Genomic DNA, 25,969 nt, shown 5'->3' on the forward strand with positions numbered 1-25,969 from the left:
CCTGAGCCATAAACAGCAAACGAAATCTATAGCTATGCAGGTTCAGCATATAATATATAAAGCAAAGGACGTGGAGAAGAGTGGATGTTACTGTAAAGACAAAGAAAAAAGAAGAGATTTTGCAGGCATTTAAGTTTCGTCATGCAACAAAGCTATTTGATTCGTCACGCAAAATTACAGAAGAAGACTTCGCTTTCATCCTTGAAACAGGTCGTTTGTCTCCAAGTTCCATTGGATTCGAGCCATGGAAGTTTCTCATTGTACAAAATCCCGAGTTCCGTCAGCGCTTGTCCGAGGTGTCGTCCGGTGCACAGCGGCAGCTAGCCACAGCCAGTCACTTCATTGTGATCTTGGCTCGCACGGATGCCAGCTACAGCTCTCCTTATGCAGCGTACATGCTGAAAGAGGTCCAGGGCATGCCTGATGATGTATTCAAGCTGACAAGTGAAGCTTACGGTAAATTTCAGAACAATCAAGGTCTGCTTCAAAACGCGAAAACATTATTCGACTGGGCATCTAAACAGACATACATTGCCCTTGGCAATATGATGACTGCAGCGGCTCAGATTGGCATCGATTCTTGTCCGATCGAAGGATACAATTATGCAGAGGTGCATCGTATTCTGGAAGATGCAGGACTGTTAGAGAACGGCGCATGGGATGTGTCAGTGATGGCGGCCTTTGGTTACCGTGCAGAAGAGCCTCATCGTGAGAAATCACGCCAATCAGTTGAGCAAATTACACTCTGGATTAAATAACGATAAGGTAAAGAACGAAAGTAACGGCTATTAATGTGCAAACAAATCTTCTGTGAACTAAACTGTTGTAACGATGTACGGCCCTTGTAGTCCCATACCTTCAAGTATGAGAGTACAAGGGCCGTGTCACTTTGTTTGGAATTATGAATTGTATATAAGTTGAACTATTCTTTTACACAATAACGGAGAGGACAGAAAAAACCTGAAAAAGCGGAGCGTTCGCCTTTATCACCGGATTTTCCCCTTTGGAAAAGGGAATCCAAAAAATCTGGGGATAACAGCGATTGGAAGGTTATTCTGTCATCGGAGTGGGCCGTGTAAAATCTTTAGTTTAACTTATATAGTCTAAAAATGAGGAGTTGAAAATACATAGATATCTATGTATAATACATTTATGTTAAAACACAACGCTTTTGCAATGATTGCACGAATCAGAGATCATGTGAACAAACGAATTGTTCATGAATTGGAACAGCATGAAGTAACGGGTATCGTGCCATCCCATGGAGATGTCCTGATGTTCTTGTACCGGGAAGAGACATTATCGATCAAAATGCTGGCTGAACGTGTTCAGCGTACGCAACCTACAGTAACGGTGCTCGTTAACAAATTGGAGAAGCTGGGTTATGTCGAACGCAGTAAGAGCGCTGAGGATAGCCGAGTGACCATGATTCGTCTTACGGACAAAGGGAAGCAGCTTGAGCCGATCTTCCGCGAAGTGTCGGATCAGATTAACCAGATGATCTACGCAGCTCTCTCTGAAGAGCAGTCGGAGCAGTTGGAGAATTTGCTGTCTATGATTGTCAGACGTCTTTAAATTAAAACTTGTTGAACCCAATTGAGGAGGAATTAAAGCATGAAACATCTTATCGTATACGCTCATCCACATACAGACAGCTTCAATAAAGCCATTTTGACTACAGCCGTAACTGCTCTGGAAGCAGAGGGGCATGAGGTCGTTGTACGTGATCTGTATCAACTCGGCTTTCAGCCTGTACTGACTGAGGCGGATACAGCTGCAATGCGTGCAGGACAGACTCCCCAAGATATCGTAGCGGAGCAAAAATATGTGACAGAGGCAGAAGCTATTACGTTTATCTATCCAATCTGGTGGACGGGGCTTCCGGCGATTCTGAAAGGATACGTTGACCGGGTGTTTGCTTACGGATTTGCTTATGCATCCGGAGCGGCAGGAATCGAGAAACTGTTAACGGGTAAAAAAGGTGTTATGATCAGTACACACGGAACGCCTAAGGACGTGTATGACCAGATCGGTATGACGGATGCACTCCAGCTGACTTCCGACACAGGGATTTTTGATTTTGTAGGAATCGAGCCGGTAGGCCATCTGCTCTTCGGTGGTATTGGTTATCTGGATGATGCTGCATATCAAGCAATGCTGGATGAAGTGAAACAGACGGTAACAACACGTTTCTAACATGGAATTGATCAGATGTGAATTGCCAAGCCGACTCTTGATGAGTCGGTTTGTTAGTTTATGGGGTTTGGCAAAAGGTCAAAAAGGGGGTATAATCGACCCATGGAACCTATACTCATTTTCAAAGCACTATCTAATGAGACACGCAGACAGATCCTGTTGTGGCTGAAAAACCCGGAGCAGCACTTCTCCCCCCTCGAGCTATCCCAGCATCCGGATGGCGGTAAGAGTGGGATCTGTGTTGGCACGATTCAATTGAAGGCTGGACTGGCACAGTCTGTAATCTCCAGCTATTTGTTGACGATGCTCAAGGCAGGGTTGTTGTTATCGGAGCGCAGAGGACAATGGACGTACTATCGACGCAATGAAGAAACGATACAGGCTTTTGCCGAGTACGTACAACATGAGTTATAAGCCGGATGCCGGAACGGAAGCTAAGGATGCAATACGCAGCAAGCAGGAGATTCCGTCCGGATGTGAACGGCTAGAGGTTGTAAGAACACGTGGTGTGTACCACATGGACTCCCGGCTTTCTTCGCTACATGTATGAAAAGAATCTGTCTTCGAAACATAAGAGTTATGTTTCATTTTTTAAGCAAAATGTTGTTTATTTATATCTATATATCTGGATATACAAAAATATATTCACAGAGGAGTATGAACTTTAATGAGTATTGAACATCAACATAAAGAACATATCACTGACGTCAAACTTTCCGTGCTTGACCTTGCTCCCGTTGTCGTGGGATCAACCCCTGCAATTGCACTTCGCAACAGTCTGGAACTGGCACAACATGCCGAGCGCTGGGGATATCATCGCTACTGGGTGGCTGAGCATCACAACATGCCGGGCATCGCTTCGTCTGCAACCTCGGTTGTAATCGGACACTTGGCGGGTGGAACGAAGTCCATTCGTGTAGGTTCTGGTGGCGTTATGCTGCCGAACCATGCACCACTTGTCATTGCAGAGCAGTTTGGTACGCTTGAATCCCTGTATCCTGGACGCATTGATCTGGGTCTGGGACGTGCCCCCGGCAGTGATCGCCGTACATCCGTTGCGCTTCGCAAAGATCTGAACAGCGGAGAAGATTTCCCAGAGCTGCTGGCAGAACTGCGTGCATACTTTGATGCATCGGCAACGTCTTATCATGCACCCGTACGCGCAGTGCCCGGCGAAGGGCTGAACATCCCGATTTACCTGCTGGGCTCCAGTGATTTCAGCGCACGATTGGCAGGCCAGCTGGGATTGCCGTTTGCTTTTGCCAGCCACTTCTCACCAGATTATACCCGAATTGCTCTGGATACCTACCGCAATAGCTTCCAGCCGTCGGAGAGTCTGAAGGAGCCTTATGTCATCGTAGGGGTGAATGCCGTGGTGGCAGATACCGATGAAGAGGCTGCGTGGCTGGGAACGACGATGCAACAACAGTTCCTGAACATCATCCGCGGCACAACAGGGCTTGTACAGCCGCCAGCTGTGATGGATGACAAATGGACAGAACGCGAACAGGCTACTGTAGCTCAAACACTGAAAGCTGCAGTGAACGGTTCACCGGAGAAAGTGAAGGGCCAGCTGGAGTCCTTTATTCGCCAGACGCAGGCAGATGAACTGATTATTACCTCGATGATCTATGATCATCAAGCACGTCTGCATTCGTATGAGTTGATCGCACAGCTTGCGGGAAACGTATAAAGGTTTTATATGACAGAAGAATGTGAATAGCATCGGATCAGAGAGAGACGGTTCGCCTCCAAGCAGAGGTGGATCGTTTTTTTGTATGGGAGATTTTTCAATTGGTCGGTGTGGGGCAGGTTATGCATTTTGGGGTAAAATGACTTTACTTGCCGAATTTGAAACGGTCAACGGGCTCATACGTATAAATCGGGAGTATTATACATATGTTGGCTTGTACAAGAGTTAATTGTACCCGTCAGAAAGGTGATTATAACGGAAGAAAGATACATAAGAGAGGACGACAAGCCTATGGAGCAACCTGAGCAACAACCTGAGGTACAAACTCGGGTGTGGCCTGAGCGATTCAAACGATTTTTTCTGAACAACAAATTTGTGCTGTTTCTGTTAGTTCTGCTATTGGTAGGACTGAACATTATGGTGCTGACCAAGGTATCCTTTGTGTTCCATCCGCTAGCGGTGTTACTCAAAACAATTCTCCTGCCTATTATTCTGTCGGGTATCCTTTATTATCTGCTCAATCCACTTGTGGACGTGATGGAACGATGGAAAATCAAGCGAGGCTGGGGGATACTGATTCTCTATCTTGCCATTGGTGGCATCTTGACTATTGTGGTGCTGGCAGTTATTCCTGTGCTACGTAATCAGATTATGGGGCTGATCGCCAATTTCCCGACTTACAGTGAAAACGTAAGGGAACAATTCGAGGAATTGACAGGCAATAAGCTGTTCAGCCAGGTGCAAGATACGATCAACATGAACTGGCAGGACTGGTGGGGCACGATTTCCACGAAAGCTACCGAGATCCTCAATTCTACCTGGACGAAGCTTGGCGGGTTCCTTGGTGCATTTACCGAGACCGTGTTATCTATCGTAACCGTGCCATTCATCTTGTTCTATCTTCTCAAAGACGGCAAGAAGTTGCCGGACAAGATTTTGTCTTTTTTGCCAATCAAAAGTCGTACCGGTGCCATGCATGTGTTGCATGATATCAACCACCAGATCAGCTCATTCATCCGTGGACAGATTATCGTCAGCTTCTGTATCGGTGTGTTGCTTTACATCGGGTACATGGTCATTGGTTTGGATTATGCTCTGATTCTTGCAATCATTGCTTCCTTCACGAGTGTTGTACCTTATCTGGGTCCAGCAATTGCGATTACTCCGGCTTTGATTGTCGCTCTGGTGACTTCGCCAGTGATGTTGCTGAAAATGATTGCCGTGTGGACAATTGTACAGCTGATTGAAGGTAAACTTATCTCGCCGCAAATTATGGGTAAAACACTCAAAATTCATCCAATCACCATCATCTTTGTCATTCTGACTTCAGGGAACTTGTTCGGGGTAGTCGGCATCCTGCTTGCGGTTCCGGGATACGCGGTACTTAAAGTGGTGGTGTCCCATATCTTCAACATGTTCAAAGATAAGTCGGGTCTTTATGATCCGAACAATAACCGTTTGCTGTAACTATTAAAACGGTTCCCTTACACAACAGAAACCCCCGTCCATCGGCATAAGGCCGAATGACGGGGGTTTCTGTTGGTTTGAACAGGCTGGCAGTAGCCTAGCCGTGTTTGATATGTTGGAGCGTTTGCAGGAAAATCTGCTCAATGTGAGCATCATCCAAAGAATAAAAAACGGTCTTGCCTTCCTTGCGACGCTTCACAATCCGCATGTTGCGGAGAGAGCGCAGCTGGTGGGAGATGGCTGACTGACCCATGTCGAGCAATACCGTTAGATCATGTACACATAATTCTTTCTGTAACAGTGCATCAATAATACGTAGACGTGTTGGATCACTAAATGCTTTGAACCAATCCGCCATCTCGGAAGAGGTCTCCCGATCTATAAGTGAGGTGCGAATGGTTTGCACATCGGCTTCCGTACCTAAGCAGGCATCATCGCAATCATGTGGAGCTTTAACCGGTTGTTCCATTCCTATCACCGCCTATGTTTAACAACTTGATAGCTCTATTATATCCAAAAAACGCCTAAAGCGAAATGATTACTAATAGGGAGTGTATTGAAACCGACTGAAGTGCATCTTTTACCGCCTTTTCGCCCCCTTCTGCGTCACTTTCCCTTGACGTGCCCCGGCACGCCTGCGGTAAACTTCCTGGCTTGGAACGAAAATTCGGCAAAATCTGCTTCCTTCAGCGTTTTCAGACACGCCCTGCATATTCTGTATCCAAAATCAACACCTTGTGTTGACACTCCGGTTTGGGCATGCATATAATAGGGTTAATTGAACATATGAATGATTGCTCATATATCATTAAATACAAGATTATATAAAAAAAGATGAACTATTTTTTACACAAAAACGGAGAGGACAGAAAAAACCTGGAAAAGCGGAGCGTTCGCCTTTATCACCAAATTTCCCTCTGAAGATGAAAGGGATAAAAGAAATTTGGGGATAACAGCGATTGGAAGGTTATTCTGTCATCGTAGTGCTCGTGTAATACCTTTAGTTCAACTTTTTTCGGACTGCAAAGGGGAGAATTCACATGGGAACCGAACAGGAACAGGTGAAAAGGGAACTGCTGCTTGACGGACTGGATTGTGCCAACTGTGCACTGAAGATTGAAAATGGTGTGAGTAAAATTAAGGGCATTAATGAATGCTCCGTTAATTTTGTAACCAAAACGTTATCCATGTACACCAACTCCGATATGGAAGAGCAGGTAGTGGAGGAAGTGAGACGCAAGGTGTTGCGGCTGGAGCCACATATTCGTATCTCGGAAAAAGGGTCGGGTAGTCTTGCCCACACGAACGTAAGCCAAGCGGGTGGCACGCATAAGCATCAACATCAGAGCCATGCTCATTCACATGAACATTCACATGGACATACTCATGATCATGGACACAGTCATGGACATGATCACAGCTATACGCATAATCACGCCGAAGGCAGTGATGCTCATGCAGGGCATTCACATGAGCATGGTGCCGGACAGACCAAAACGTTACTAGCCCGCCTTGCTACGGGGTCTGTGTTGCTGGCCGCAGCGATCTGGTCACCGCTCGATGGCTGGGCACAGCTTGCGCTATACGTAGTGGCTTATCTCATCGCTGGTGGCGATATCGTGCTACAGGCATTCAAAAACATCATTCGCGGTCAGGTGTTTGATGAGTACTTCCTGATGACGGTTGCCACGCTAGGTGCGTTTGCCATCGGAGAGTATCCTGAGGGTGTCGCGGTCATGCTCTTCTATCAGCTCGGAGAGCTGTTCCAGGGCATGGCAGTGAATCGCTCGCGCAAGTCGATTCAGTCCCTGATGGATATTCGCCCGGATTATGCGAATATACTCACGGGAGCAGGGGAGGAAACGCGGCGTGTCTCCCCGGAAGAGGTTCGCATTGGCGACCGGATTGTGGTTAAAGCCGGTGAGCGTGTGCCCCTCGACGGTATCGTAAAGGCAGGCCACTCCATGGTAGACACATCCGCGTTGACGGGGGAATCTGTTCCACGTGAACTGGAGCCTGGAAGTGATGTACTCAGCGGATTTGTGAACAAAAACGGCATGTTAACCATAGAGGTCACCAAAACCTTTGGTGAATCCACCGTATCCAAAATCCTCGATATGGTGCAGAATGCCAGCAGCCGCAAGGCGAAAACGGAGCATTTTATCAGCAAATTTGCCCGGTATTACACACCTGTTGTGGTCATTCTCGCTGCTCTGATCGCCTTCGTTCCGCCACTGCTACTCAGCGGTGCAACGTTCGCAGACTGGATCTATCGTGCGCTGGTGTTCCTCGTTATTTCATGTCCTTGTGCACTTGTTGTATCGATTCCGCTTGGCTTCTTTGGCGGGATTGGTGCAGCTTCGCGTAACGGTATTCTGGTCAAAGGAAGTAATTACCTGGAAGCTCTAAATGACGTTAAAGTGGTAGTGTTCGACAAAACGGGCACATTAACCAAAGGTGTTTTCAAAGTCACCTCTGTTCATCCTGAAGGTACGCGTACGGAAGAGGAACTGATGAAGCTGGCCGTGATTGCCGAAGCGAATTCCAATCATCCGATTGCAGAATCCATTCGTGCCGCTTGGGCGAAAGACATTCCTGCAAAAGGTGTGGACGGATATGACGAGATAGCCGGACATGGAATTAAAGTCAATGTGAACGGTCAGGAAGTGCTCGCAGGCAACGCCAAGTTGATGGAGCAGGCAGGGATCATGTATACGAAGCCGCAAACGGTAGGAACGGTTGTGCATGTAGCTGAAGCCGGAGAGTATGTCGGACACCTCATTATTGCGGACGAAGTGAAGGAAGATGCAGCGTCTGCGATAGAGGCACTCAAACAGCTAGGCATACACAAAACGGTCATGCTGACCGGCGATGCCAAAGCGGTAGGCGAGGCAGTTGCACGCCAGCTTGGCGTGGATGAGGTTCATGCCGAACTTCTACCGCAGGATAAAGTCGAACGACTGGAACAACTGGAACAAAACAAATTACCGAAGGAAAGAATGATCTTTGTCGGTGACGGGATTAACGATACACCCGTACTTGCCCGTGCAGATGTCGGTGTTGCCATGGGCGGACTCGGATCGGATGCAGCGATTGAAGCAGCGGATGTGGTGATCATGACGGATGAACCGTCCAGAATCGCCAGTGCTATCCGTATTGCGAAGCGTACACGCCGCATTGTATGGCAGAACATTGGATTCGCGCTGGGAGTCAAAGCAGTCTTCCTTTTGCTGGGAGTATTCGGAATCGCGACGATGTGGGAAGCTGTTTTCTCCGATGTGGGTGTGACGGTGCTAGCGGTACTCAATGCGATGCGGGTTCTGCGCATCAAGGACGTTTAAATGGTTTGAAACGTACAGCACGGCTCTGCGTATATACGTAGAGCCGTTTTACTGTTTTTATGGTAGACTGTGAACCGAATTGGCCTGAGAGCTAAAGAATAGAGAAGGAGCGAGCATTTTGGCAGGAGCATTCGTGGGGATTATATGCGGCGTATGTTATTTCATTTTGGGATTGATGGTGTATAAGAAGCCGCCAAAACAAATTAACGGAATATATGGGTATCGTACACCACGTGCAATGAGCGACCGGGCGCTGTGGGAAGAAGCGCAGCGGTACAGTTCGGCACTGATGATGCAATTTGGAGTTATTATTACCGCCTTTGGCGTGATTGGTTTCTGGCTTACGGATGTGCGTGCGTTGGTACTGAGTCTAGTCGCTGTTGGTTTCTATACCATCAGGCTGTTTACCCGGGTGGAAGGCCGTTTGAAGCAAATGCAAAGGGCACAGCAGGAACAGGACAAGCAAGAGAAATAAGAGAAGTGAGATGAGTAAGGAAAGTAAGATAAGACAAGGTCAGAGCAAGTAATGTCAGTAAGTACATGCAGAGCAACATGCTTAATGACCTGTATTATCACCGAGATCCGCGGATGCGGGTCTTTTTTTGTCTTTATTTTCTGCTTCTGTTTCAAATACGGAATGGAATGGTCGATTATATCTATCATTTTAACGGTTAAATTCCAAGCTAAAATCTAACGTTGACGTTAACGTTAGAATTATATATAATTACGTACATAATATTAATGACATATAAGCGAGGTGGAGTCGATGAATTTGTTCAAAATTGATGATGTCGCCAAAGCCTGCGGACTGACGAAGCGTACCATTCGATATTACGAAGAGATTGGTGTGATGCCTTCACCTCAGCGGACAGACGGCGGAACGAGGCTATATTCACAGGATGACATCGACTATTTGAAAAAAGTGGTTCGAGCCAAAGAGGTGCTTGGCTTTTCGTTACAAGAACTTCATGCCTATGTAGCTACGACAGATGTGCTGAACGAGCAACGTTTCGACTATCAGCAGACCACTGAGGTGAAAGAGCGGATCGAAAAGCTCACCCTGATGGAAGCCACATTGGATGGTCAGTTGCAGTTGCTGGAGCAGAAGCTTCAGAGCATTCATGCTGTACAACAGGAGCTGGAGGAGCTTCGTGGGCGCGTTAGAACGGGCATACAGACGTTGCAAGCCAACGCTCGTGAGAGAAACGAAGATTAAGACGAGTAGCCAACAGAGAAGGCAACAAGAAGCCGAAGTGAAAAGATACGCATAGGGAGCTTTTGCAAGTCTTTATGTGGGAGTGCAGAGCAGTATGGATGAATGCAATACACCGGGATTTCCGGTGTCCTTGTGCTGTTTTTGCAACTCGTTTTCTGAAAAAAACAAGAAAACTCATGAAAATACAACTAATCAATTGTTCTTAATTATTTTCACCGTCTCAACATTACACATTACATCGGAGGAATGACCTATGAAAAGAGAACCATCACTACCTGACGAATTTCCCTCATCCCGTGGAGGTCTGCTGTCCCAACCACGAGCAGTCTGGGCTGTAGCCTTCGCCTGTATCATCTCGTTTATGGGCCTGGGCTTAGTTGACCCGATTCTGCCAGCCATTGCGGATCAGCTACATGCGTCCAAAAGCCAGGTGTCCTTGCTATTTACCAGCTATAACGCGGTAACAGGGATCGCCATGCTGATTACGGGTGTGGTTTCCAGCCGGATTGGCGTGAAATGGACACTGCTCAGCGGTATATTGCTGATTATTGTATTTTCGTTCCTTGGCGGTACATCGGACACGGTCGGAGCGCTGGTTGGTTATCGCGGGGGCTGGGGACTCGGGAATGCCTTGTTCATCGCCACCGCGTTGTCAGCTATTGTTGGCTTGTCCACGTCAGGGACAGCCAAGGCTATTATTTTATACGAAGCAGCACTGGGTCTAGGGATTGCCGTTGGTCCGCTACTTGGCGGGGAACTGGGTTCGATCTCTTGGCGCGGCCCGTTCTACGGGGTAGCTGTACTGATGGCAATTGCGTTTATCAGCATCATGTTTATGTTGCCCAAAATGGCTAAACCGAAAACACGCAGCACGTTATCCGATCCGTTCAAAGCGCTCGGGTACCCTTCACTGAAAACGTTGGCGATAACCGCCTTTTTATATAACTTTGGATTCTTTACGTTGATGGCGTACTCCCCTTATGTCATGAAACTGGACGAACACGGCCTTGGGTATGTTTTCTTCGGATGGGGATTGATGCTGGCGATTACGTCCGTCTTTGTGGCACCGAAGCTGCAGCGCCGATTTGGCTCCGTGCCTTCCATGAGTGTCATGCTCACGTTGTTTGCGCTGGACTTGCTGGTGATGGCTGTGGGTACGGTAATGGGCTCATCGGTGACGGTTATTGTTGCGGTGATCGTAGCAGGGATTTTCCTTGGAATAAACAATACGTTGATCACAACGGCTGTGATGGAGGCCGCTCCAGTGGAGCGCTCCGTAGCCTCTGCGGCGTACAGTTTTGTGCGGTTTATGGGCGGTGCACTAGCCCCTTGGCTTGCGGGTAAATTGTCTGAATGGTTTTTGCCAGAAACGCCGTTTTACTTCGGTGCGTTAATGGTGCTGATCGGTGTTGCTGTATTGTTGATGCGTCGTCGTCACCTGCGGGATATTGATGCGTCCATCACAGCTCATTAAGAGTTGGTTTATGCCTACAGGAAATTAGTACGAGCGCAACGCGTGGATAGATGTAGATGTTTAGAACCGATAAACAGACTGGAGGATATGGGTATGCTAAAACGAATATTGGTCGCTGTAGATGAATCGGATCATGCGAAAAAGGCGCTGGAACAGGCTCTGATGCTGGCTGAACAGATGAAACATCCTGTCAGTCTGACGATTATGCATGTGAATCCTTCTATCTCAATGAACGAACCAGCGCTTGGCGTTGATTTGGAGGAACGTATCGCTGAAGAGGGGAAGCACATTATAGAGCCAGTGGTTGAACAAATGGTTGGTCGCGGTGTGGACTACGAGACATTGCTGGTTGCAGGTGATCCTGTAACTGAAATCTGCCGGATGGCGAGTGAGCGGAAATGTGACCTGGTTGTGATGGGCACCGGTGGCAAAAGTGTGCTGGCTGAGATTGTAGTCGGCAGTGTCAGTCATGGTGTGCTGAAGCATGCCGAATGTCCGGTACTGACGGTGAAATAAAGCAACGATTTTTCTAAAGATCATCCACCGCACGGCCCTACCAACAACCAGTACCGAGTAACTTATATCGTTTCGTCAACTGGGTGGAAGAGGGCGAAATGGTGTATAACTAGAGTAGAGTTATGTAAGGATGGTAGTTACTCGCGAATCGAATGAACGGGAACGGAGGATGCGTTTATGAAAAAACAACATCTGTTTATCGGCGGTAAGTATACCGAATCGGTACACTATACAACACTTCGAGCACCTTATTCCGGGGAAACGCTGGCAGAAGTGGCTTCGGCCTCGGCGGAGGAGACTGAAGCCGCCATTGCGGCGGCTGTGAAGGCACGTAAAGCGATGCGCCAAATGCCTGCACATCAGCGTGCAGACTTGCTGTACAAGCTGTCGGCCATGCTGGAGGAACGTAAAGAAGAGGCAGCCCGCATCGTTGCATTAGAGGCGGCAAAGCCGATCACGGCGGCAAGAGGCGAGATTGATCGTACGATCGAGACCTATCGGTTTGCTGCCGAAGAGGCAAAACGTTTGACTGGAGAGACCGTTCCGATGGATGCGGCAAAAGGCGGCGAAGGTCGTATTGGTTATACGATGCGGCAGCCGCTGGGGGTGATTGGGGCCATTACACCGTTCAATTTTCCGATGAATCTGGTTGCTCACAAGGTTGGACCCGCACTGGCTGCTGGAAATACCATCGTGCTTAAACCTGCGGAACAGACTCCGCTGTCTGCCTATTACATCGCAAACCTGCTCCAAGAGGCAGGGTTGCCAGACGGAGCACTGAATGTGGTGAGCGGTGATGGTAAAACAATTGGCGATGTACTTGTGAGCCATCCGGATGTAGCTTATCTTACCTTCACAGGTAGCCCGGCCGTAGGAACAAACATCCGCAGCAACGCAGGACTGAAACGTGTTACGCTGGAGCTGGGTTCCAATGCGGCTGTCATTGTAGACAAAGATGCGGATCTCGACAAGGTCATCCCGCGCAGCGTTACGGGAGCTTTCACATATCAGGGCCAGGTATGCATTTCGTTACAGCGCATCTATGTGCATCAGTCGATTGCCGAGCCATTTATTAAGCGCTTTGCCGAAGCTGCTGAACAGGTTGTGATCGGTGATCCGCTGAACGAGGATACGGTCGTATCAGCACTCATTACATCTAAGGATGTACAACGTACTCTGGACTGGATTGAAGAAGCGAAACAGGCAGGGGCAACCGTGGTCGCAGGTGGTGAGGCTGAAGGAGGCGTATTGCGTCCAACCGTGCTTGCGAATGTGCCACGCGATGCAAAGGTTTCTTGTCAGGAAGTGTTTGCACCGATTGTTGTGATTAACAAGGTTGATTCCGTAGAAGAAGGCATTCAGCATGTTAACGACTCTATGTATGGACTTCAAGCTGGGGTATTCACGAATGACATTCAAACGGCACTTCGAGCTGTGGATGACATTGAAGCGGGCGGTGTAATGATTAATGATATCCCGACATTCCGGGTAGATCATATGCCGTATGGCGGTGTGAAGCAAAGTGGCATCGGGCGTGAAGGTGTGAAATATGCAACGGAAGAAATGACGGAATTGAAGTTTGTCATGTTTAACAAAAATTAAGTGAGTTCATCGCTTGTAATAAACCGATTATATGAAATTTTCGAAGATCCTGTATCCATCTCATGGTGCAGGATTTTTGCTTGTAATTTTATATCACAAACGATCGATATCCGCTTAAAATTTCCTAAAAAAAACGATCATTTTTCTGCACTGACTATAGGTTCACAATGGGTGAGAAGGGTATAAAATAGGTAACATCCTGCAAGCAACTGTCTGAACCCGTTGAATTTCATAGGGCATGGGTGCACGCATTTTCAACTGCGTTTTCAATTCTTTTGTATCTTTTTAAATATATCGGAAGCAATACGGCGGGTGAACACACAGAGGACGCATAACAGGTAGGAGGTGAATTCATATGGCGTATTCTATGACGGATGTATCGGGTATGTCAGGTGTGAGCCTAAGTGAGTTAAGTCATTATGCGGAGCTGGGGTTATTGTCCCCTGCCTTTCGTGGACTGGATGAGGATATTTATTATGAAAAAAAAGAGTTGCTGACGCTGCAGCAGATTCTGTTCTGCAAGGAAGCAGGAGTAGCGGAGGAAGAGATCGGCTCTATGCTTAAGGAAGAGCCTGTGGAGATCATCCGTGTCATGCGGCAACATCGTATCCGAATTTTGGAGGAAGCACTTCGCCTGCACGGTTTGATCCAAACGCTGGATCGAACGGTTTCTTATCTGCAAGGGGAAGAGACGATAGAGGAGCACGAACTCTACCATGGCTTCGAACATAATACGCGTCATGCCAGATTGCCAGAAGCAGGTCAAACACAGCACTTGCCTGAGACCCTGCCGTCACGTGAATCGAAAGCGGAGAAGATCGAGTTGAAATCCAAAGAGGATTTTTTGGACTCACAGACCAGAATCGATCAGATTCATCTGGATCTGAAGCAGGCGCTGGAGCTTGGGCTTGAACCGGGCAATCCGGCTGTGCAGGAGATTATTGGAAGACACCTTGAATGGATCAAAGGATATTACACACCTACGGCTGAGATTTATCGGGATTTGGCCAATCTGTACGTGGAGCACCGCGATTTTCGGAACATGTATGACGGTTATCATCCAAGACTGGCAGAGTTTCTGCGAGAGGGAATGATCATCAAAGCGTCACAGGATCTATCCTGAATGCATAAAGTAACATGGGCGGGCAAGATGATTGGTAAGAACATTGGTAAGAGCATTCGTAAGAAAATAACAACAAAAAGCGCAGACCTCCGGGAGGGCTGCGCTTTTTGTTCGTACATATGGATATCACCGGGTGAGGACAGAGTCCTCTTGTTCACATGAATTGGAGATGAATCGGACGGCTTACAGTTGCTCGACGAGCAAGCTAACCGCTTTTTCCAGGAAGATACGATCCTCATCGTCAAAACGGTTTTTGATCGGGCTGTCGATATCGAGTACGCCATATAATTGTCCGTCTTTGATGATCGGAACAACGATCTCACTGTTGGATGCAGCATCACAGGCGATATGGCCTGGAAAAGCATGCACATCATCAACAACGAGTGTGCGTCTCTCCGCAGCAGATGTGCCGCATACCCCGCGTCCAAGTGGAATACGGATGCAAGCAGGCAATCCCTGAAACGGTCCGAGGACCAGTTCTTTTCCATCATACAGATAGAATCCGACCCAGTTGGTGTCGGTTAGAAATACATTGAGCAGCGCAGCAGCGTTAGCCAGATTGGCAATCGCACTAGGTTCATCGCGGATCAGAGCACTTAACTGTCCCAGGACGGCGGTGTGCTGCTCGCTTCGTGTTCCTTCATAGGAAACAGCTTGAAACATGGTGAATCACCCTCCCGAGCAAAAATGGTACTTATTTTCAAGATAGTGCAGTAGATGCGGTTAGTCAAGCGGAATGATTTTGGAAAGAGATGACAGTACCTGGATTATGCACCTGTTTCTTCGCTTCTTTCGCGGGGTAATTACTTAGCAACCAAGAAGGGCTACAACCCGGGAAGGAGCTTAGCTTATGCATGCAGAAGTACAGAATCTATTCGTACGAATTCATCTTCTATATTTTGCCCAAAATCAGGATTTAAACGTAAGCGACGCGTTGCCTTTGTTAGAAGAGCGAGGATATCGCGTGGGTGAACGTGAGATCAAGCAGGAGCTTGAACACCTGACGCAAGAGAACTTCCTGACTGCCCACGGAGATCAGTGGAGCCTGACCGGGACAGGCATTGAGGAGTATAAGGAAATTGTTGCTGTGCTTGGTCGGGTGAGCGAAGAATTGTTGCCCGACAGTAAGAAGGCCTCTCCGGCGTAAAACTGTTGCAGATCAAGTTTTGCGAGCAACTGAGCAAATAAAGATTGATTCTCGGCATAGAACAGGACAACCTGTGCTGGTGGATTCATAGGTACATCAAGACCGGGAGCGGATGCGCCCGGTTTTTTGATATGATCAGAGGAGTGAACAGTTGCCAATTGGTGCAGGTTATGGTTAGATGGCTAATGAATCTTATGGTCTGCAAGAGAAGGATCGGATCGGAGTGTCAAGTGATGTATAAATGTAAAGGAAGAATCCCGGAACTGGAGACACCGCGGTTACGCTTACGGAAAATGCGCCGTAAGGATGCTGCGCAGATGTTCGTACACTGGTCCGACCGGGAGGTCACACGGTACATGAATCTCGCGCCCATGATTGGGACAAGCGAGGCGGCCGATATGATTGGGCTGCTGAATCATATGGCAGGGGAAGAAGACGCCATTCGGTGGGGCATTGAACTGAAAGCTACCGGCAAACTTATCGGTAGTTGCGGATTCAATACCTGGCAGCTGGAAGGGGCATTCCGGGGTGAGATCGGATATGAGCTGGGCCGTGAGTACTGGCGTTACGGCTATATGTCCGAGGCATTCACATCGCTGCTACCCTTTGGTTATGAGACGATGGGATTGAACCGGATTGAAGCTCTTGTGGACCCACGTAACGCGGCCTCAGGAACTTTCCTGACAAGCCAGGGATTTACACGCGAGGGCCTGCTTCGCCAGGTACAGCATACGTCTACGGGATACAAGGACATGGTGATGTACTCGCTATTATATGATGAGTTCCTCCGCAATAAGAGAAAGTAGTGGCAAGGAAGGTAGGAAAAGATACTTAATTTATTTTGAGATTACACATTAACGAAGAAACAGAACAAAGCTGGAGAAGTGGAACGTTCACCTTTATCACCAGATTTCTCTTTATAGAAAAGAGATGAAAAAATCTGGGGATAACTGTGATCGAAAGCTTGTTCTGTTTTGGAGCAGAAAGTAAAATCAACTGTTAATTATGTATAAGATTAAAGAGAGAAGGGTTTGTGTGAATACAACAGGAGGTTTGAAGCGCAGTTTCATTCTTGCGGGTTTGTTGCTGGCAACGTTTCTGTCCGCGATCGAAGGCACGGTAATCGGTCCGGCGGGTCCAACGATTGTCAGCGAATTGGGGAGCGTGCAACTGCTTAGCTGGATTTTTACCGCATACCTGCTCACGATGGCAGTCAGTACTCCGATTTTTGGGAAAATCAGTGACATTTATGGACGTAAACCCGTGTTTCTCATCGGTTGTGCCTTGTTTTTGCTGGGCTCACTCTTATGCTGTCTTTCGCAGAATATGGAGCAACTGATCATCTACCGTGCCATTCAGGGGATTGGTGCAGGCGCTGTAGTACCGGTTACCTTTACGATTATCGGGGATATTTACCGCATTGAGGAACGGGGCAAAATCCAGGGTTGGATCAGCTCGGTATGGGGGATCTCGTCTCTCGTTGGCCCGTTGCTCGGCGGTTATTTCGTGGATAACCTCGGCTGGCAGTGGATCTTCGGATTTAATGTACCGTTTGGTTTGCTTGCCATGTGGTTTGTATTCCGTTATCTCAAAGAGGACATTTCACCGCGTACCGCTAAAATTGATTATGTTGGTGCGCTCACTTTCACTGTTGGTATTACCGCTATGCTCTTTGTTTTGTCGGCAGGCGGGCAGTATTACGCGTGGAGTTCTCCATTAATTGTGGGACTGAGCGTGGTCGCTGTTTTGTTTCTTATCTTGTTTTTTGTGGTGGAAAAAAGAGCCCAGGCCCCGATGGTTCCACTTCATCTGTTCCGTATTCGGGACATCCGGGTGGCGAATATCGCCGGCCTGCTGACCAGCACATTGATGATCGGCTTAACCAGCTATCTGCCACTCTGGGTGCAGGGAGTTCGTGGAGGCAATGCAACCGAGTCCGGTTTGCTGCTCGCGCCCATGTCCGTTGGCTGGCTGATCGGTAGCGTATGGGCAGGCCGATTGTTGCTCAAGATTGGATCACGGCTGACCAGCTTAATCGGACTTACCGGGATCGCCATTGGTTCGGGTGGTCTGTTCTTAGTTGGTGGTACTTCACCGCAAGCCGTATTGTTTATTCTGACCTTTATTTATGGGCTCGGGTTTGGTTTCGCCTTTACGATCTTCACGATTATCGCGCAGTCGTCTGTGGGGTACAAAGAGCGTGGTTCTTCAACGGCACTACATACGTTCATGCGTACACTTGGCCAGACGATCGGGGCAGCGGCATTTGGAACGTGGCTGAATTTCCGTATCTCGACACAGTCGAGTGAACAAAATTTAGCGGCATCAGGTATATCGGAGAAGGATCTGAATGAGCTGCTTGCACCGCATACCGATGTTGCGTTATCGGACGAGAAGTGGGCGTTGCTACGCAGTGTGCTGGAGGGTAGCTTGCACTCCTTGTTTGTCATCATGTTTGTTATTGCGATCGTTTCATGGGTCACTACGCTGGCCTTGCGCAAAAGGCTAATTGTTCCTGAGGATGCAGATGCCCCGCCGCAAGTGGAAGCCATGCAGAAGTAACTGACATGCTGGGAGAAGGAATGGAAATACACCCCAATACAATGGGATTCAAGGATCGATGCATATTTTCGCTATGTACTAAAAGCAGCTGAACATCAGCTGCTTTTTATATTTCAATGGGTTTGGTATGATGAATTGGAAAAAGGAGGATGATGTGAATTGAGCAACCCGAAGTGGCTAGCCCTGCATTCCGTTTCCTTTCCTGTCCGTATCTTCTCAGCATTGCTGACTTGTATTTCAATCTCTGTCATTATGGTTTTTATTAACTATGTACCGGTTGCCGAGCGAATGGAGAATACGTACTATTATCCGCTATGGTATTCATTAGTTATAGCTGGACTGATTACTCTAGCAATCGCCATTTTTCTTATTCTTCCGCTGTCACTTTTGACGGATGCGGTGACTCTGTCCTTAGCGCGACGATTCAAAGGAGTTGCGATGCAGGTTGTTTCCATCATGATTGGTTATGTGCTGTTAGCAGGATCAAGCGGTGTTCTGTTCTCTGTTTTTGTGTTTCGGGAAGATACGTTTCTTTACATGGGGGCAATCCGCCAGATGTTCATCTTCACCCCGATCTTTCTGGGCTGGCAATATATTTTGAGGGCTGGGTCTCATTGGCTAAAAAATAATAAACAAGCAAAAACCGGATGAGCCTTGGTCAGACCCATCCGGTTTTTGCATCTCTACCACTCTTTTAAGTTATCCAACGTAAACCTGGTTACCTGGCTCGGATGTGGCGTGCATACGTTCTAGCTGCTTGCTGACAGACTTTCTGCACCATGCGCCAGTCTTCCTAGAAGCTCGGACAGCAGTTCTTTGTCCTCTTCGCTTAGACCGCTGACTGCGCGATCAATCTTGACCGCATATCCTGGATAGATGTCATCCATCGTGCGCTGGCCTTCTTCTGTCAGTTCGACAAAAATGATTCGTCTGTCTTGCGGACAATGTTTGCGGCGTAGAAGCCCTTTTTGCTCCAGCTTGTCAATGACATAGGTAACGTTCCCACTCTGCAACAGCAGTTGAGCCCCTACCTGCTGGATTGGTTGTGCTCCTTTCATATATAACACTTCGAGCACTCCGTAGGCAGTCGGGTTAAAGCCATGTACTTTACTTCCAGATACAGCGTGTTCATTCACACTTTTGAACGTATGAGCCAGGGTGCGGTACAGATGAAGTGAACGTTCTGTCCCGATCTCTTGTAATTCCAGCATGCTGATCCCGCCTTTCAGTGTATTTATATAAGTTGACGTGATATATGAAGGTTCTCTTTGCTGTATAAGTTTGAACTAAGGTTAATTTACCCGTACATCAAGTTAAACCTATACAAAGCGTTTAGTAAAAGATCAGATCAACTTATATGAGTTGGATCATTATATCAATTGACGAATCAGAGGATCGTCATATATTCATTGTAGACCTCAATTTGGCCGAAAAACATGCGATATGTCACAAGATTTGCATTTTTAGCATTTAAAATTTGATCATTTGTCACGATTTTGGATACATATTTCGATTGGAGCAACCAAATGGATTAGAGTGCAGAATACTAGGGGAATGAAAAATCATCCTGTGGATGTTCTATCATCTCCGACTCGGGCAGGAGGTTCTACCCGAGTCTCTTTTATATAATCATTTTCATATTAAACATTCGGAAAATGATGGAGGAGAAGTGAGATGACGAATTACACTTTAACGGGTCAAGGGACACTGAAACAGAATCGTGCATTCATGACATTAATGGTATCTCAGGCGATATCCAACTTGGGGGATTGGCTACACCTGTTGGCTATTTTCACACTGGTAGGGCTTCGCTGGAATGCAACGCCTTGGGAGATCACGTTTGTAATGTTATCTGCGGCACTGCCGATGCTACTCACAGGGCCGTTTGCCGGTGCTCTGGCAGATCGCCTGAACCGAAAGTGGATGATGATTACAGCGGATGCTGCCCGAATTATTATCGTGGGTGCATTTATTTTTGCGGATCAGATCTGGCATGTTTATGTGTTGCTTATTCTTAAATCTTTATTTGATATCATGTTCTCACCCGCCAAGAACGGTAAGTTAAAAGAAATTGTGCCGCATCACCAGCTTGCTCAAGCGGTTTCCATTAGCTCGGTGATTGAACAGATGTCCAAAATTATCGGACCGGCGCTGGGCGGATTACTTGTAGCCGGGTTTGGGATTACGTGGTGTTTTGTGCTGGATGCATCGTCATTTCTGATTTCTGGCCTCATTTTATTGTGGATTCCTGGACATCGGGTGATCCAACGGACGAATTCTGACGTAACAGAAGTAGAGGAAGAGACAGCAGGATCGATTCAAGTCAAACAATCCTTTTGGAAAGAAACACTTGAGGGCATCCGTATGCTAGCTTCTCTGCCTCATGTCGGAACGTCACTTTTTTTACTGGCATCCGCGATTTTGTTTCTGCAATTTGCTGATTCACAGACTGTAGTTTTATTCAGGCAACTACCTGGCATTTCCGGTGATCTGCTTGGATGGTGCGTTGCCGCAAGTGGTGTTGGAACGTTAATCGCAGCGATGAGTGTCCGGAAATGGAAAACAGCGAGCCACGGGTTAAAAATGGGGCTAGGAACCGCTGTAACAGGTCTTGTCATTGGAACGGCTGGATTAGTCGTGGTTGTATGGCCTTCAGCAGGAATAGGCGCACAGCTGCTTCTTATTTCGCTGTTTGCCTTGGCGGGTGTGGGTATCGGGTTTGCAGTCGTGCCTTTTCAGATTCTGCTGCAAGAACAGACCCCTGAGCCGATGACAGGCAGGGTATTTGGTACCGTAGGCAGTGTGATGACAACGAGCAACATTCTCGGCCCTGTGGCTGGCGGGTTATTAGTGACTTCGTTTGGTGTTGTGCCTGCTTTTGTAAGTTCAGGCATTCTGTTGACACTGCTGGGTCTGCTGTATTTGTTGAAGCCAAGAGCGAAGAGCGGAGAAGATCTGGAGGCAGTTCTTCCGGCGAAATCCGTGGCAACCGGAGAGGTGTCGTAAGGCCGTTTTTGAGAGGTAATCATTGCGCATGAAGGCGGAAATTGATTTAAATTTAAAATATTTTTACTGAGAAATCGTTTGAGGAAAAGCCTTCATGTTTAATGAGGAACAGGCAGAAATCCCTGTATTCTAATTAATCCTAGGGGAAAACTCATATGCCTTGTCCCACCAACGCTAGCGCGGAAAGGGGGTGAAGCAACTTGAACTTAAAAGGGAAATTACCCAGATCGATCACTCGTCTGGCAAGCATTCCGTTAGCCATTTTGGCCGGAACGTTGGTTATGGGCATTGGTTCATCGCATGCATATGCAGATGATGCTCAGAATCAGGCGGGTTCAAGAAAACCGTCCAGCGGATTGTCACTGAACCTTTTTTCACACGATGCAGATGGCAGTCTTGATCTGACTCCATCGATATCTCTATCCACACCACTACTGGATGTAGAAGTTCCTTCGATCCAAACGAATGCATCTACCGGCAAGCTAAGTGTATCTGAATTGAAGGTCGATACACCGCTTGGATCGGCAGGAACATCGCAGATTGGCATCGATGCGAAGCAAGGGACGGTCGATCTTCCTTCTGTACAAGCAGACACGCCTGTCATTCGAGCAGATGTGTCCAGCAGTCAGGTGAATCTACAAGAGGGAACAGCTTCCTTGCCGGGAATTAAAGCCGAGGTTCCCGAGGTCATCAAAGCAGAGACGTCTGCTGTACAAACAGACCTACGGCAAGGCAAGCTTGAACTTCCTTCCGTGAAAGTTGATGTTCCTGAAGTTACATCGGTGGATGTCAGGGCATCAGGTGTAAATCTGAGTGAAGGCAAGGTACGGCTTCCAAAGGTGAAAGCAAAAGTGCCTGCTACTGGTGTATCAACAGAAGTTGATTCTGGTAAAGGGAAGATTGAACTTCCGGTTGTGAAACCGGAGCAACCCGCGAATACTTTAGATCAGCCTAGTAAAGCAGTCGATTCACCTTCGTCTCAGGACAAAGTGAGTGGACAGAACACGGCACAAGATGAAATACAGGTTACAGGTCAGGTGATGGATCGGGAGATCAATCCGGACTCGGTAACCGAACCTGCTGTTTCTCAGGCTGTGCCTGTGAAGCAGGATGGTCTGAAACAACGTGCTAAGGAGACAAATTCAAACGTATCTTTACTGGATAATGAATGGTTGCGGATGAACCCATCCTTTGGTAAATCAACAGCGGAGAACCAAGGTCAGGGGAATCTGAATGCGGATCAGACAATACCTGAGAAGCAGGGTGAAGCCTCTGCACCATGGCAACCACGGGCAGAACGACCGGCTAACTGGTCTGTTATGGCAATAGCTCCCTCTGCAACGAGTACCTCTACAGGTACAAGCTCCGGTTCGTCCGGTGTGACGGGGGGCGGAGCATCCGTTCCGGCTGTAGCACTGCCTTTGGCGATAACAAGTCTGGTGATGCTAGGTTACGACTTTGCTTTTGACATGGAACGCTTGGATGGTTTCAGCCAGTGGTCACAAGCACCACCAGGTCAGCCGCCGAAATATACCTCTTTCTCATAAACAACAATGGCGTTAATTCAACCAAAAATGAGAAGGAGTGTATATTATCATGAAAAAAGTGAATCGTTGGGTAAAATTGTCGGTATTGTCGGGTACGCTGGTAGCTGGATTGCTGGGAGCTTCACAGTCAACCTATGCAGATAGCTATAACAGCAACAGCAGCGGTAATTTGGATCTGAATGCAGGTCTGCGTCTGGAACTGGGATCATTGTTGTCAGGACAACGTGACGCTGGTTACGGGAATACTGGCAGCTATGGGGGTTCCTCTAACGCAAGTGGTGCATTGAATCTGGATCTGGGACTAAACGCCGGTGTATCCGCCGAGAACATGAACCGTTACAATAACGAATCTACGGACGTTACGAGCGAGCAAAGTAGCTCTGGCAAACTGGGCCTCGGTCTGAATGCCAATGTGTCTGGAGAAGCAGCAACGATGAACGAGTATTCACGAGACGGTCAAGCACGCAACAGCAACACAAGCAGCAGCTATGCCAGCGAGAGCCGTGGCATGCTGGATCTCGGTCTGAACGCGAAAGCGGAAGGAGAGAGTGCAACAATGGCTCAATCCGAACGCAACAGTAACGTGAACGACCGTGAACGTACTGCAAGCAGCAGCTATGCCAGCGAGAGCCGCGGCATGCTGGATCTGGGTCTGAACGCGAAAACGGAAGGAGAGAGTGCAACAATGGCTCAATCCGAACGCAACAGTAACGTGAACGACCGTGAACGTACCGCAAGCAGCAGCTATGCCAGCGAGAGCCGTGGCATGCTGGATCTCGGTCTGAACGCGAAAGCGGAAGGAGAGAGTGCAACAATGGCTCAATCCGAACGCAACAGTAACGTGAACGACCGTGAACGTACCGCAAGCAGCAGCTATGCCAGCGAGAGCCGCGGCATGCTGGATCTCGGTCTGAACGCGAAAGCGGAAGGAGAGAGTGCAACAATGGCTCAATCCGAACGCAACAATAACGTGAAGAACCGTGAACGTACCGCAAGTAGCAGCTATGCCAGCGAAAGCCGTGGCATGCTAGATCTGGGTCTGAACGCGAAAGCGGAAGGGGAGAGTGCAACAATGGCTCAATCCGAACGCAATAGTAACGTGAACGACCGTGAGCGTACTGCAAGCAGCAGCTATGCCAGCGAAAGTCGCGGCATGCTGGATCTGGGTCTGAACGCGAAAGCGGAAGGAGAGAGTGCAACAATGGCTCAATCCGAACGCAATAGTAACGTGAACGACCGTGAGCGTACCGCAAGCAGCAGCTATGCCAGCGAAAATCGCGGCATGCTGGATCTGGGTCTGAACGCGAAAGCGGATGCAGAAAGCGAAACGATGACCATGGTGGAGAGCAATCGATAATATGAGTTTTTCACTGTAATATGAAGAAGCAGGGGCTCCGGAGACCCTGCTTCTTTTTTTATATTTAACCAAATACAATGGGTGAATCATGGTATAATTGTTATAACAGTTGAATAGTATAATTATAGGATGAATCTAAGTGAGTAGGGTGAGAGAGATGGAACGAAAAGTAACGAAATTTGGTAACAGCCTTGGAATAACGATGACAGAAGCATTCAAGCAAATCGGACTTGAACAAGGAGATATGGTTCAGGTAGAGGTCGACCAAACGAGCGGAGAAATCATTATTAAAAAGTCGGTCAAGGTAAATCTGCCTAACGGAATAAGTAATGATTTTATGGATACGTTAGCTTCTGTTATGGATGAGTATGATCGAACTCTGAAAGGTCTTAAAGACAGATGAGTCTCATTCGTTATTTAAATATTCAAGAAGTAATTGCGATTAATGTTGCGATGATAAAACGGTATAGCCCGGGAGAGCAGATTGGTGTAAAAGATTCTAATCTGCTTGAATCTGCTGTTCTTAGACCGCAATCATCTGCTTTTGGTGACGAAGCGTCTCCGACAGTCTATGAGAAGGCGGCTGCAATTTTTCAGTCGTTAGGTCAAAACCATCCTTTTCATAATGCGAATAAACGAACAGCCTTTACTGCATTAGTCATGTTTTTACGTTACAATCATATTTACTTTAAAATGGAACAGGCCTTAGCTGAGGATTTTACGGTTGATATGGTCAACCACAAATATTCATTTGAAGATCTTACTTCGATGATTCAAACTCACTGTTGGTCTGAGGAGAAAACATAATAGGGATCAAAGAATGTATGAGCAATAAATCATGGAGTTTTAATGGTTTATTGTTTTTGTTTGCCCACTTTTTGCTCAATTTGATCAAACATGATAAACAAAACTCATTTACAATATAAATAGTTCATCACGTATAAAAAGGACAAGAACAGGAGTGTTAAGCCATGCAGCATGCATCGATGGAAGAAACAGCTTTACCCGACTCCATTCTGAACGTACATATTCGCGAAGCTGGTTACGCGCCAGGACAGTCTACGATCCGGAATATTCGGATGCACGTGGCACCGGGAGAATTGGTCGGGATTATCGGGCCTAATGGCGCGGGTAAAAGTACAACCATTAAAACATTGCTTGGCCTGCTGGAGCATGCCGATTATGATGTAACCATTGGTGGAGAAGGGCGTTACGCTTACATTCCCGAGCAGCCTGTTTTTTACGAGTATATGACCTTGTGGGAACATCTTGATCTGGCTGCTGCAGCGTATGAAATAGAAGAAGAAGTGTTTGTTGCGAGAGCAGAGGAATTGTTAGTCCGTTTTGGTATGGATCATGTCCGCAATGATCTCCCAGCAAGTTTCTCCAAGGGCATGCGTCAGAAAATGATGCTCATGATCGGATTTCTTTCCTCACCGGATATCTATATTGTGGACGAGCCATTTATCGGTTTAGATCCGCGTGCAACGAAGGATTTTCTGAAATTACTTGATGATGAGCGCCGCCGCGGGGCGGGTGTGTTAATGTCTACACATGTGCTGGATACGGCAGAACGGATCTGTGACCGCTTCATTCTGATTGCTGCCGGCAGGCCGGCTGCGGAAGGAACGTTGGATGAGATTCGGGCTACGGCGGAAATGCCGGAAGCGTCGTTGTTTGATTGTTTTGACACGTTAACATCCGATTGAAGAGAGGAGAGGC

The 25,969-nt window shown here is 47.6% G+C and carries 27 protein-coding genes; 24 read left to right on the top strand and 3 right to left on the bottom strand.

The window, feature by feature from the left end; all coding sequences use genetic code 11:
* Positions 1–80: 80 nt before the first annotated feature.
* From MHI38_RS19425 to MHI38_RS19455, 7 genes are all read left to right on the top strand, one after another.
* Positions 81–758: an NAD(P)H-dependent oxidoreductase gene (locus tag MHI38_RS19425; RefSeq protein ID WP_341181546.1), complete on the top strand. Its 678-nt coding sequence runs from the start codon at positions 81–83 to the stop codon at positions 756–758.
* A gap of 394 nt (positions 759–1,152) precedes the next feature.
* Entirely contained in the window at positions 1,153–1,575 is a 423-nt protein-coding gene (locus MHI38_RS19430) for a MarR family winged helix-turn-helix transcriptional regulator (protein WP_341181547.1), read from the top strand.
* Between the two features lie 39 nt (positions 1,576–1,614).
* Complete coding sequence (locus MHI38_RS19435) at positions 1,615–2,196, top strand: NAD(P)H-dependent oxidoreductase (protein WP_154892173.1); 582 nt, start codon at positions 1,615–1,617, stop codon at positions 2,194–2,196.
* 102 nt (positions 2,197–2,298) lie between these two features.
* Positions 2,299–2,610 (top strand): ArsR/SmtB family transcription factor, encoded by a 312-nt coding sequence (locus MHI38_RS19440; RefSeq protein WP_123066816.1) that lies wholly within the window; start codon positions 2,299–2,301, stop codon positions 2,608–2,610.
* A complete protein-coding gene (locus tag MHI38_RS19445; protein ID WP_221791523.1) occupies positions 2,600–2,746 on the top strand; it encodes a hypothetical protein in 147 nt (48 codons plus the stop codon). The genes MHI38_RS19440 and MHI38_RS19445 overlap by 11 nt, the downstream gene beginning before the upstream one ends.
* A 117-nt stretch (positions 2,747–2,863) precedes the next feature.
* Entirely contained in the window at positions 2,864–3,889 is a 1,026-nt protein-coding gene (locus MHI38_RS19450) for an LLM class flavin-dependent oxidoreductase (RefSeq protein ID WP_341181548.1), read from the top strand.
* 291 nt (positions 3,890–4,180) lie between these two features.
* Positions 4,181–5,356 (top strand): AI-2E family transporter, encoded by a 1,176-nt coding sequence (locus MHI38_RS19455; protein WP_090924907.1) that lies wholly within the window; start codon positions 4,181–4,183, stop codon positions 5,354–5,356.
* Between the two features lie 97 nt (positions 5,357–5,453).
* Here the strand turns inward: MHI38_RS19455 and MHI38_RS19460 are convergent, their stop codons facing one another.
* Positions 5,454–5,825 (bottom strand): ArsR/SmtB family transcription factor, encoded by a 372-nt coding sequence (locus MHI38_RS19460; protein ID WP_090924908.1) that lies wholly within the window; start codon positions 5,823–5,825, stop codon positions 5,454–5,456.
* 571 nt (positions 5,826–6,396) lie between these two features.
* Here MHI38_RS19460 and MHI38_RS19465 point away from each other — a divergent pair.
* The 7 genes from MHI38_RS19465 (at position 6,397) to MHI38_RS19495 (ending at position 14,628) form a co-directional block, all read left to right on the top strand.
* A complete protein-coding gene (locus MHI38_RS19465; RefSeq protein WP_341181549.1) occupies positions 6,397–8,697 on the top strand; it encodes a heavy metal translocating P-type ATPase in 2,301 nt (766 codons plus the stop codon).
* A 118-nt stretch (positions 8,698–8,815) separates the two neighbouring features.
* Positions 8,816–9,172 carry an SdpI family protein gene (locus MHI38_RS19470; RefSeq protein ID WP_251511690.1) on the top strand — a complete coding sequence of 119 codons (357 nt, stop codon included), beginning with the start codon at positions 8,816–8,818 and terminating at the stop codon, positions 9,170–9,172.
* A 291-nt stretch (positions 9,173–9,463) separates the two neighbouring features.
* On the top strand, positions 9,464–9,913 hold the full coding sequence (locus MHI38_RS19475) for a MerR family transcriptional regulator (protein ID WP_308723474.1): 450 nt from the start codon (positions 9,464–9,466) through the stop codon (positions 9,911–9,913).
* Between the two features lie 253 nt (positions 9,914–10,166).
* The gene (locus tag MHI38_RS19480) at positions 10,167–11,387 is read left to right on the top strand and encodes an MFS transporter (RefSeq protein ID WP_154892178.1); all 1,221 of its coding nucleotides are present in this window, start codon (positions 10,167–10,169) and stop codon (positions 11,385–11,387) included.
* Between the two features lie 93 nt (positions 11,388–11,480).
* Positions 11,481–11,903 carry a universal stress protein gene (locus MHI38_RS19485; protein WP_253497672.1) on the top strand — a complete coding sequence of 141 codons (423 nt, stop codon included), beginning with the start codon at positions 11,481–11,483 and terminating at the stop codon, positions 11,901–11,903.
* A gap of 177 nt (positions 11,904–12,080) precedes the next feature.
* On the top strand, positions 12,081–13,505 hold the full coding sequence (locus MHI38_RS19490) for an aldehyde dehydrogenase family protein (RefSeq protein ID WP_154892180.1): 1,425 nt from the start codon (positions 12,081–12,083) through the stop codon (positions 13,503–13,505).
* Between the two features lie 355 nt (positions 13,506–13,860).
* A complete protein-coding gene (locus MHI38_RS19495; protein ID WP_090924914.1) occupies positions 13,861–14,628 on the top strand; it encodes a MerR family transcriptional regulator in 768 nt (255 codons plus the stop codon).
* A gap of 183 nt (positions 14,629–14,811) precedes the next feature.
* Here MHI38_RS19495 and MHI38_RS19500 read toward each other — a convergent pair whose 3' ends face one another.
* Positions 14,812–15,291, bottom strand: a complete 480-nt coding sequence (locus MHI38_RS19500) for a GAF domain-containing protein (protein WP_154892181.1) — start codon at positions 15,289–15,291, stop codon at positions 14,812–14,814.
* A gap of 187 nt (positions 15,292–15,478) precedes the next feature.
* Here MHI38_RS19500 and MHI38_RS19505 point away from each other — a divergent pair, with 187 nt between their 5' ends.
* The 4 genes from MHI38_RS19505 to MHI38_RS19520 all read left to right on the top strand — a co-directional run bounded on the left by MHI38_RS19505 (position 15,479) and on the right by MHI38_RS19520 (position 18,988).
* Positions 15,479–15,775 carry a hypothetical protein gene (locus MHI38_RS19505; protein WP_145336608.1) on the top strand — a complete coding sequence of 99 codons (297 nt, stop codon included), beginning with the start codon at positions 15,479–15,481 and terminating at the stop codon, positions 15,773–15,775.
* 233 nt (positions 15,776–16,008) lie between these two features.
* The gene (locus tag MHI38_RS19510; RefSeq protein WP_154892182.1) at positions 16,009–16,581 is read left to right on the top strand and encodes a GNAT family N-acetyltransferase; all 573 of its coding nucleotides are present in this window, start codon (positions 16,009–16,011) and stop codon (positions 16,579–16,581) included.
* A gap of 199 nt (positions 16,582–16,780) precedes the next feature.
* Complete coding sequence (locus tag MHI38_RS19515) at positions 16,781–18,337, top strand: MDR family MFS transporter (RefSeq protein WP_445667216.1); 1,557 nt, start codon at positions 16,781–16,783, stop codon at positions 18,335–18,337.
* A 159-nt stretch (positions 18,338–18,496) separates the two neighbouring features.
* Complete coding sequence (locus MHI38_RS19520) at positions 18,497–18,988, top strand: hypothetical protein (protein ID WP_154892184.1); 492 nt, start codon at positions 18,497–18,499, stop codon at positions 18,986–18,988.
* 98 nt (positions 18,989–19,086) lie between these two features.
* Here MHI38_RS19520 and MHI38_RS19525 read toward each other — a convergent pair whose 3' ends face one another.
* The gene (locus MHI38_RS19525) at positions 19,087–19,548 is read right to left on the bottom strand and encodes a MarR family winged helix-turn-helix transcriptional regulator (protein ID WP_090924920.1); all 462 of its coding nucleotides are present in this window, start codon (positions 19,546–19,548) and stop codon (positions 19,087–19,089) included.
* 463 nt (positions 19,549–20,011) lie between these two features.
* Here MHI38_RS19525 and MHI38_RS19530 point away from each other — a divergent pair, with 463 nt between their 5' ends.
* The 6 genes from MHI38_RS19530 to MHI38_RS19555 all read left to right on the top strand — a co-directional run bounded on the left by MHI38_RS19530 (position 20,012) and on the right by MHI38_RS19555 (position 25,956).
* Positions 20,012–21,343 carry an MFS transporter gene (locus MHI38_RS19530; RefSeq protein WP_154892185.1) on the top strand — a complete coding sequence of 444 codons (1,332 nt, stop codon included), beginning with the start codon at positions 20,012–20,014 and terminating at the stop codon, positions 21,341–21,343.
* Positions 21,344–21,543: 200 nt separating this feature from the next.
* On the top strand, positions 21,544–22,890 hold the full coding sequence (locus MHI38_RS19535; protein WP_154892186.1) for a hypothetical protein: 1,347 nt from the start codon (positions 21,544–21,546) through the stop codon (positions 22,888–22,890).
* A gap of 49 nt (positions 22,891–22,939) precedes the next feature.
* Positions 22,940–24,247, top strand: coding sequence for a hypothetical protein (locus MHI38_RS19540; protein WP_341181550.1), 1,308 nt, complete (start codon positions 22,940–22,942; stop codon positions 24,245–24,247).
* A 157-nt stretch (positions 24,248–24,404) separates the two neighbouring features.
* On the top strand, positions 24,405–24,650 hold the full coding sequence (locus MHI38_RS19545) for an AbrB/MazE/SpoVT family DNA-binding domain-containing protein (RefSeq protein ID WP_260511177.1): 246 nt from the start codon (positions 24,405–24,407) through the stop codon (positions 24,648–24,650).
* On the top strand, positions 24,647–25,054 hold the full coding sequence (locus MHI38_RS19550; RefSeq protein ID WP_154892189.1) for a type II toxin-antitoxin system death-on-curing family toxin: 408 nt from the start codon (positions 24,647–24,649) through the stop codon (positions 25,052–25,054). The genes MHI38_RS19545 and MHI38_RS19550 overlap by 4 nt, the downstream gene beginning before the upstream one ends.
* A 164-nt stretch (positions 25,055–25,218) precedes the next feature.
* The gene (locus MHI38_RS19555; RefSeq protein ID WP_341181551.1) at positions 25,219–25,956 is read left to right on the top strand and encodes an ABC transporter ATP-binding protein; all 738 of its coding nucleotides are present in this window, start codon (positions 25,219–25,221) and stop codon (positions 25,954–25,956) included.
* Positions 25,957–25,969 lie beyond the last annotated feature (13 nt).

Origin of the sequence: Paenibacillus sp. FSL K6-1558, from assembly GCF_038002565.1 — a bacterium.
GTDB lineage: Bacteria > Bacillota > Bacilli > Paenibacillales > Paenibacillaceae > Paenibacillus > Paenibacillus polysaccharolyticus.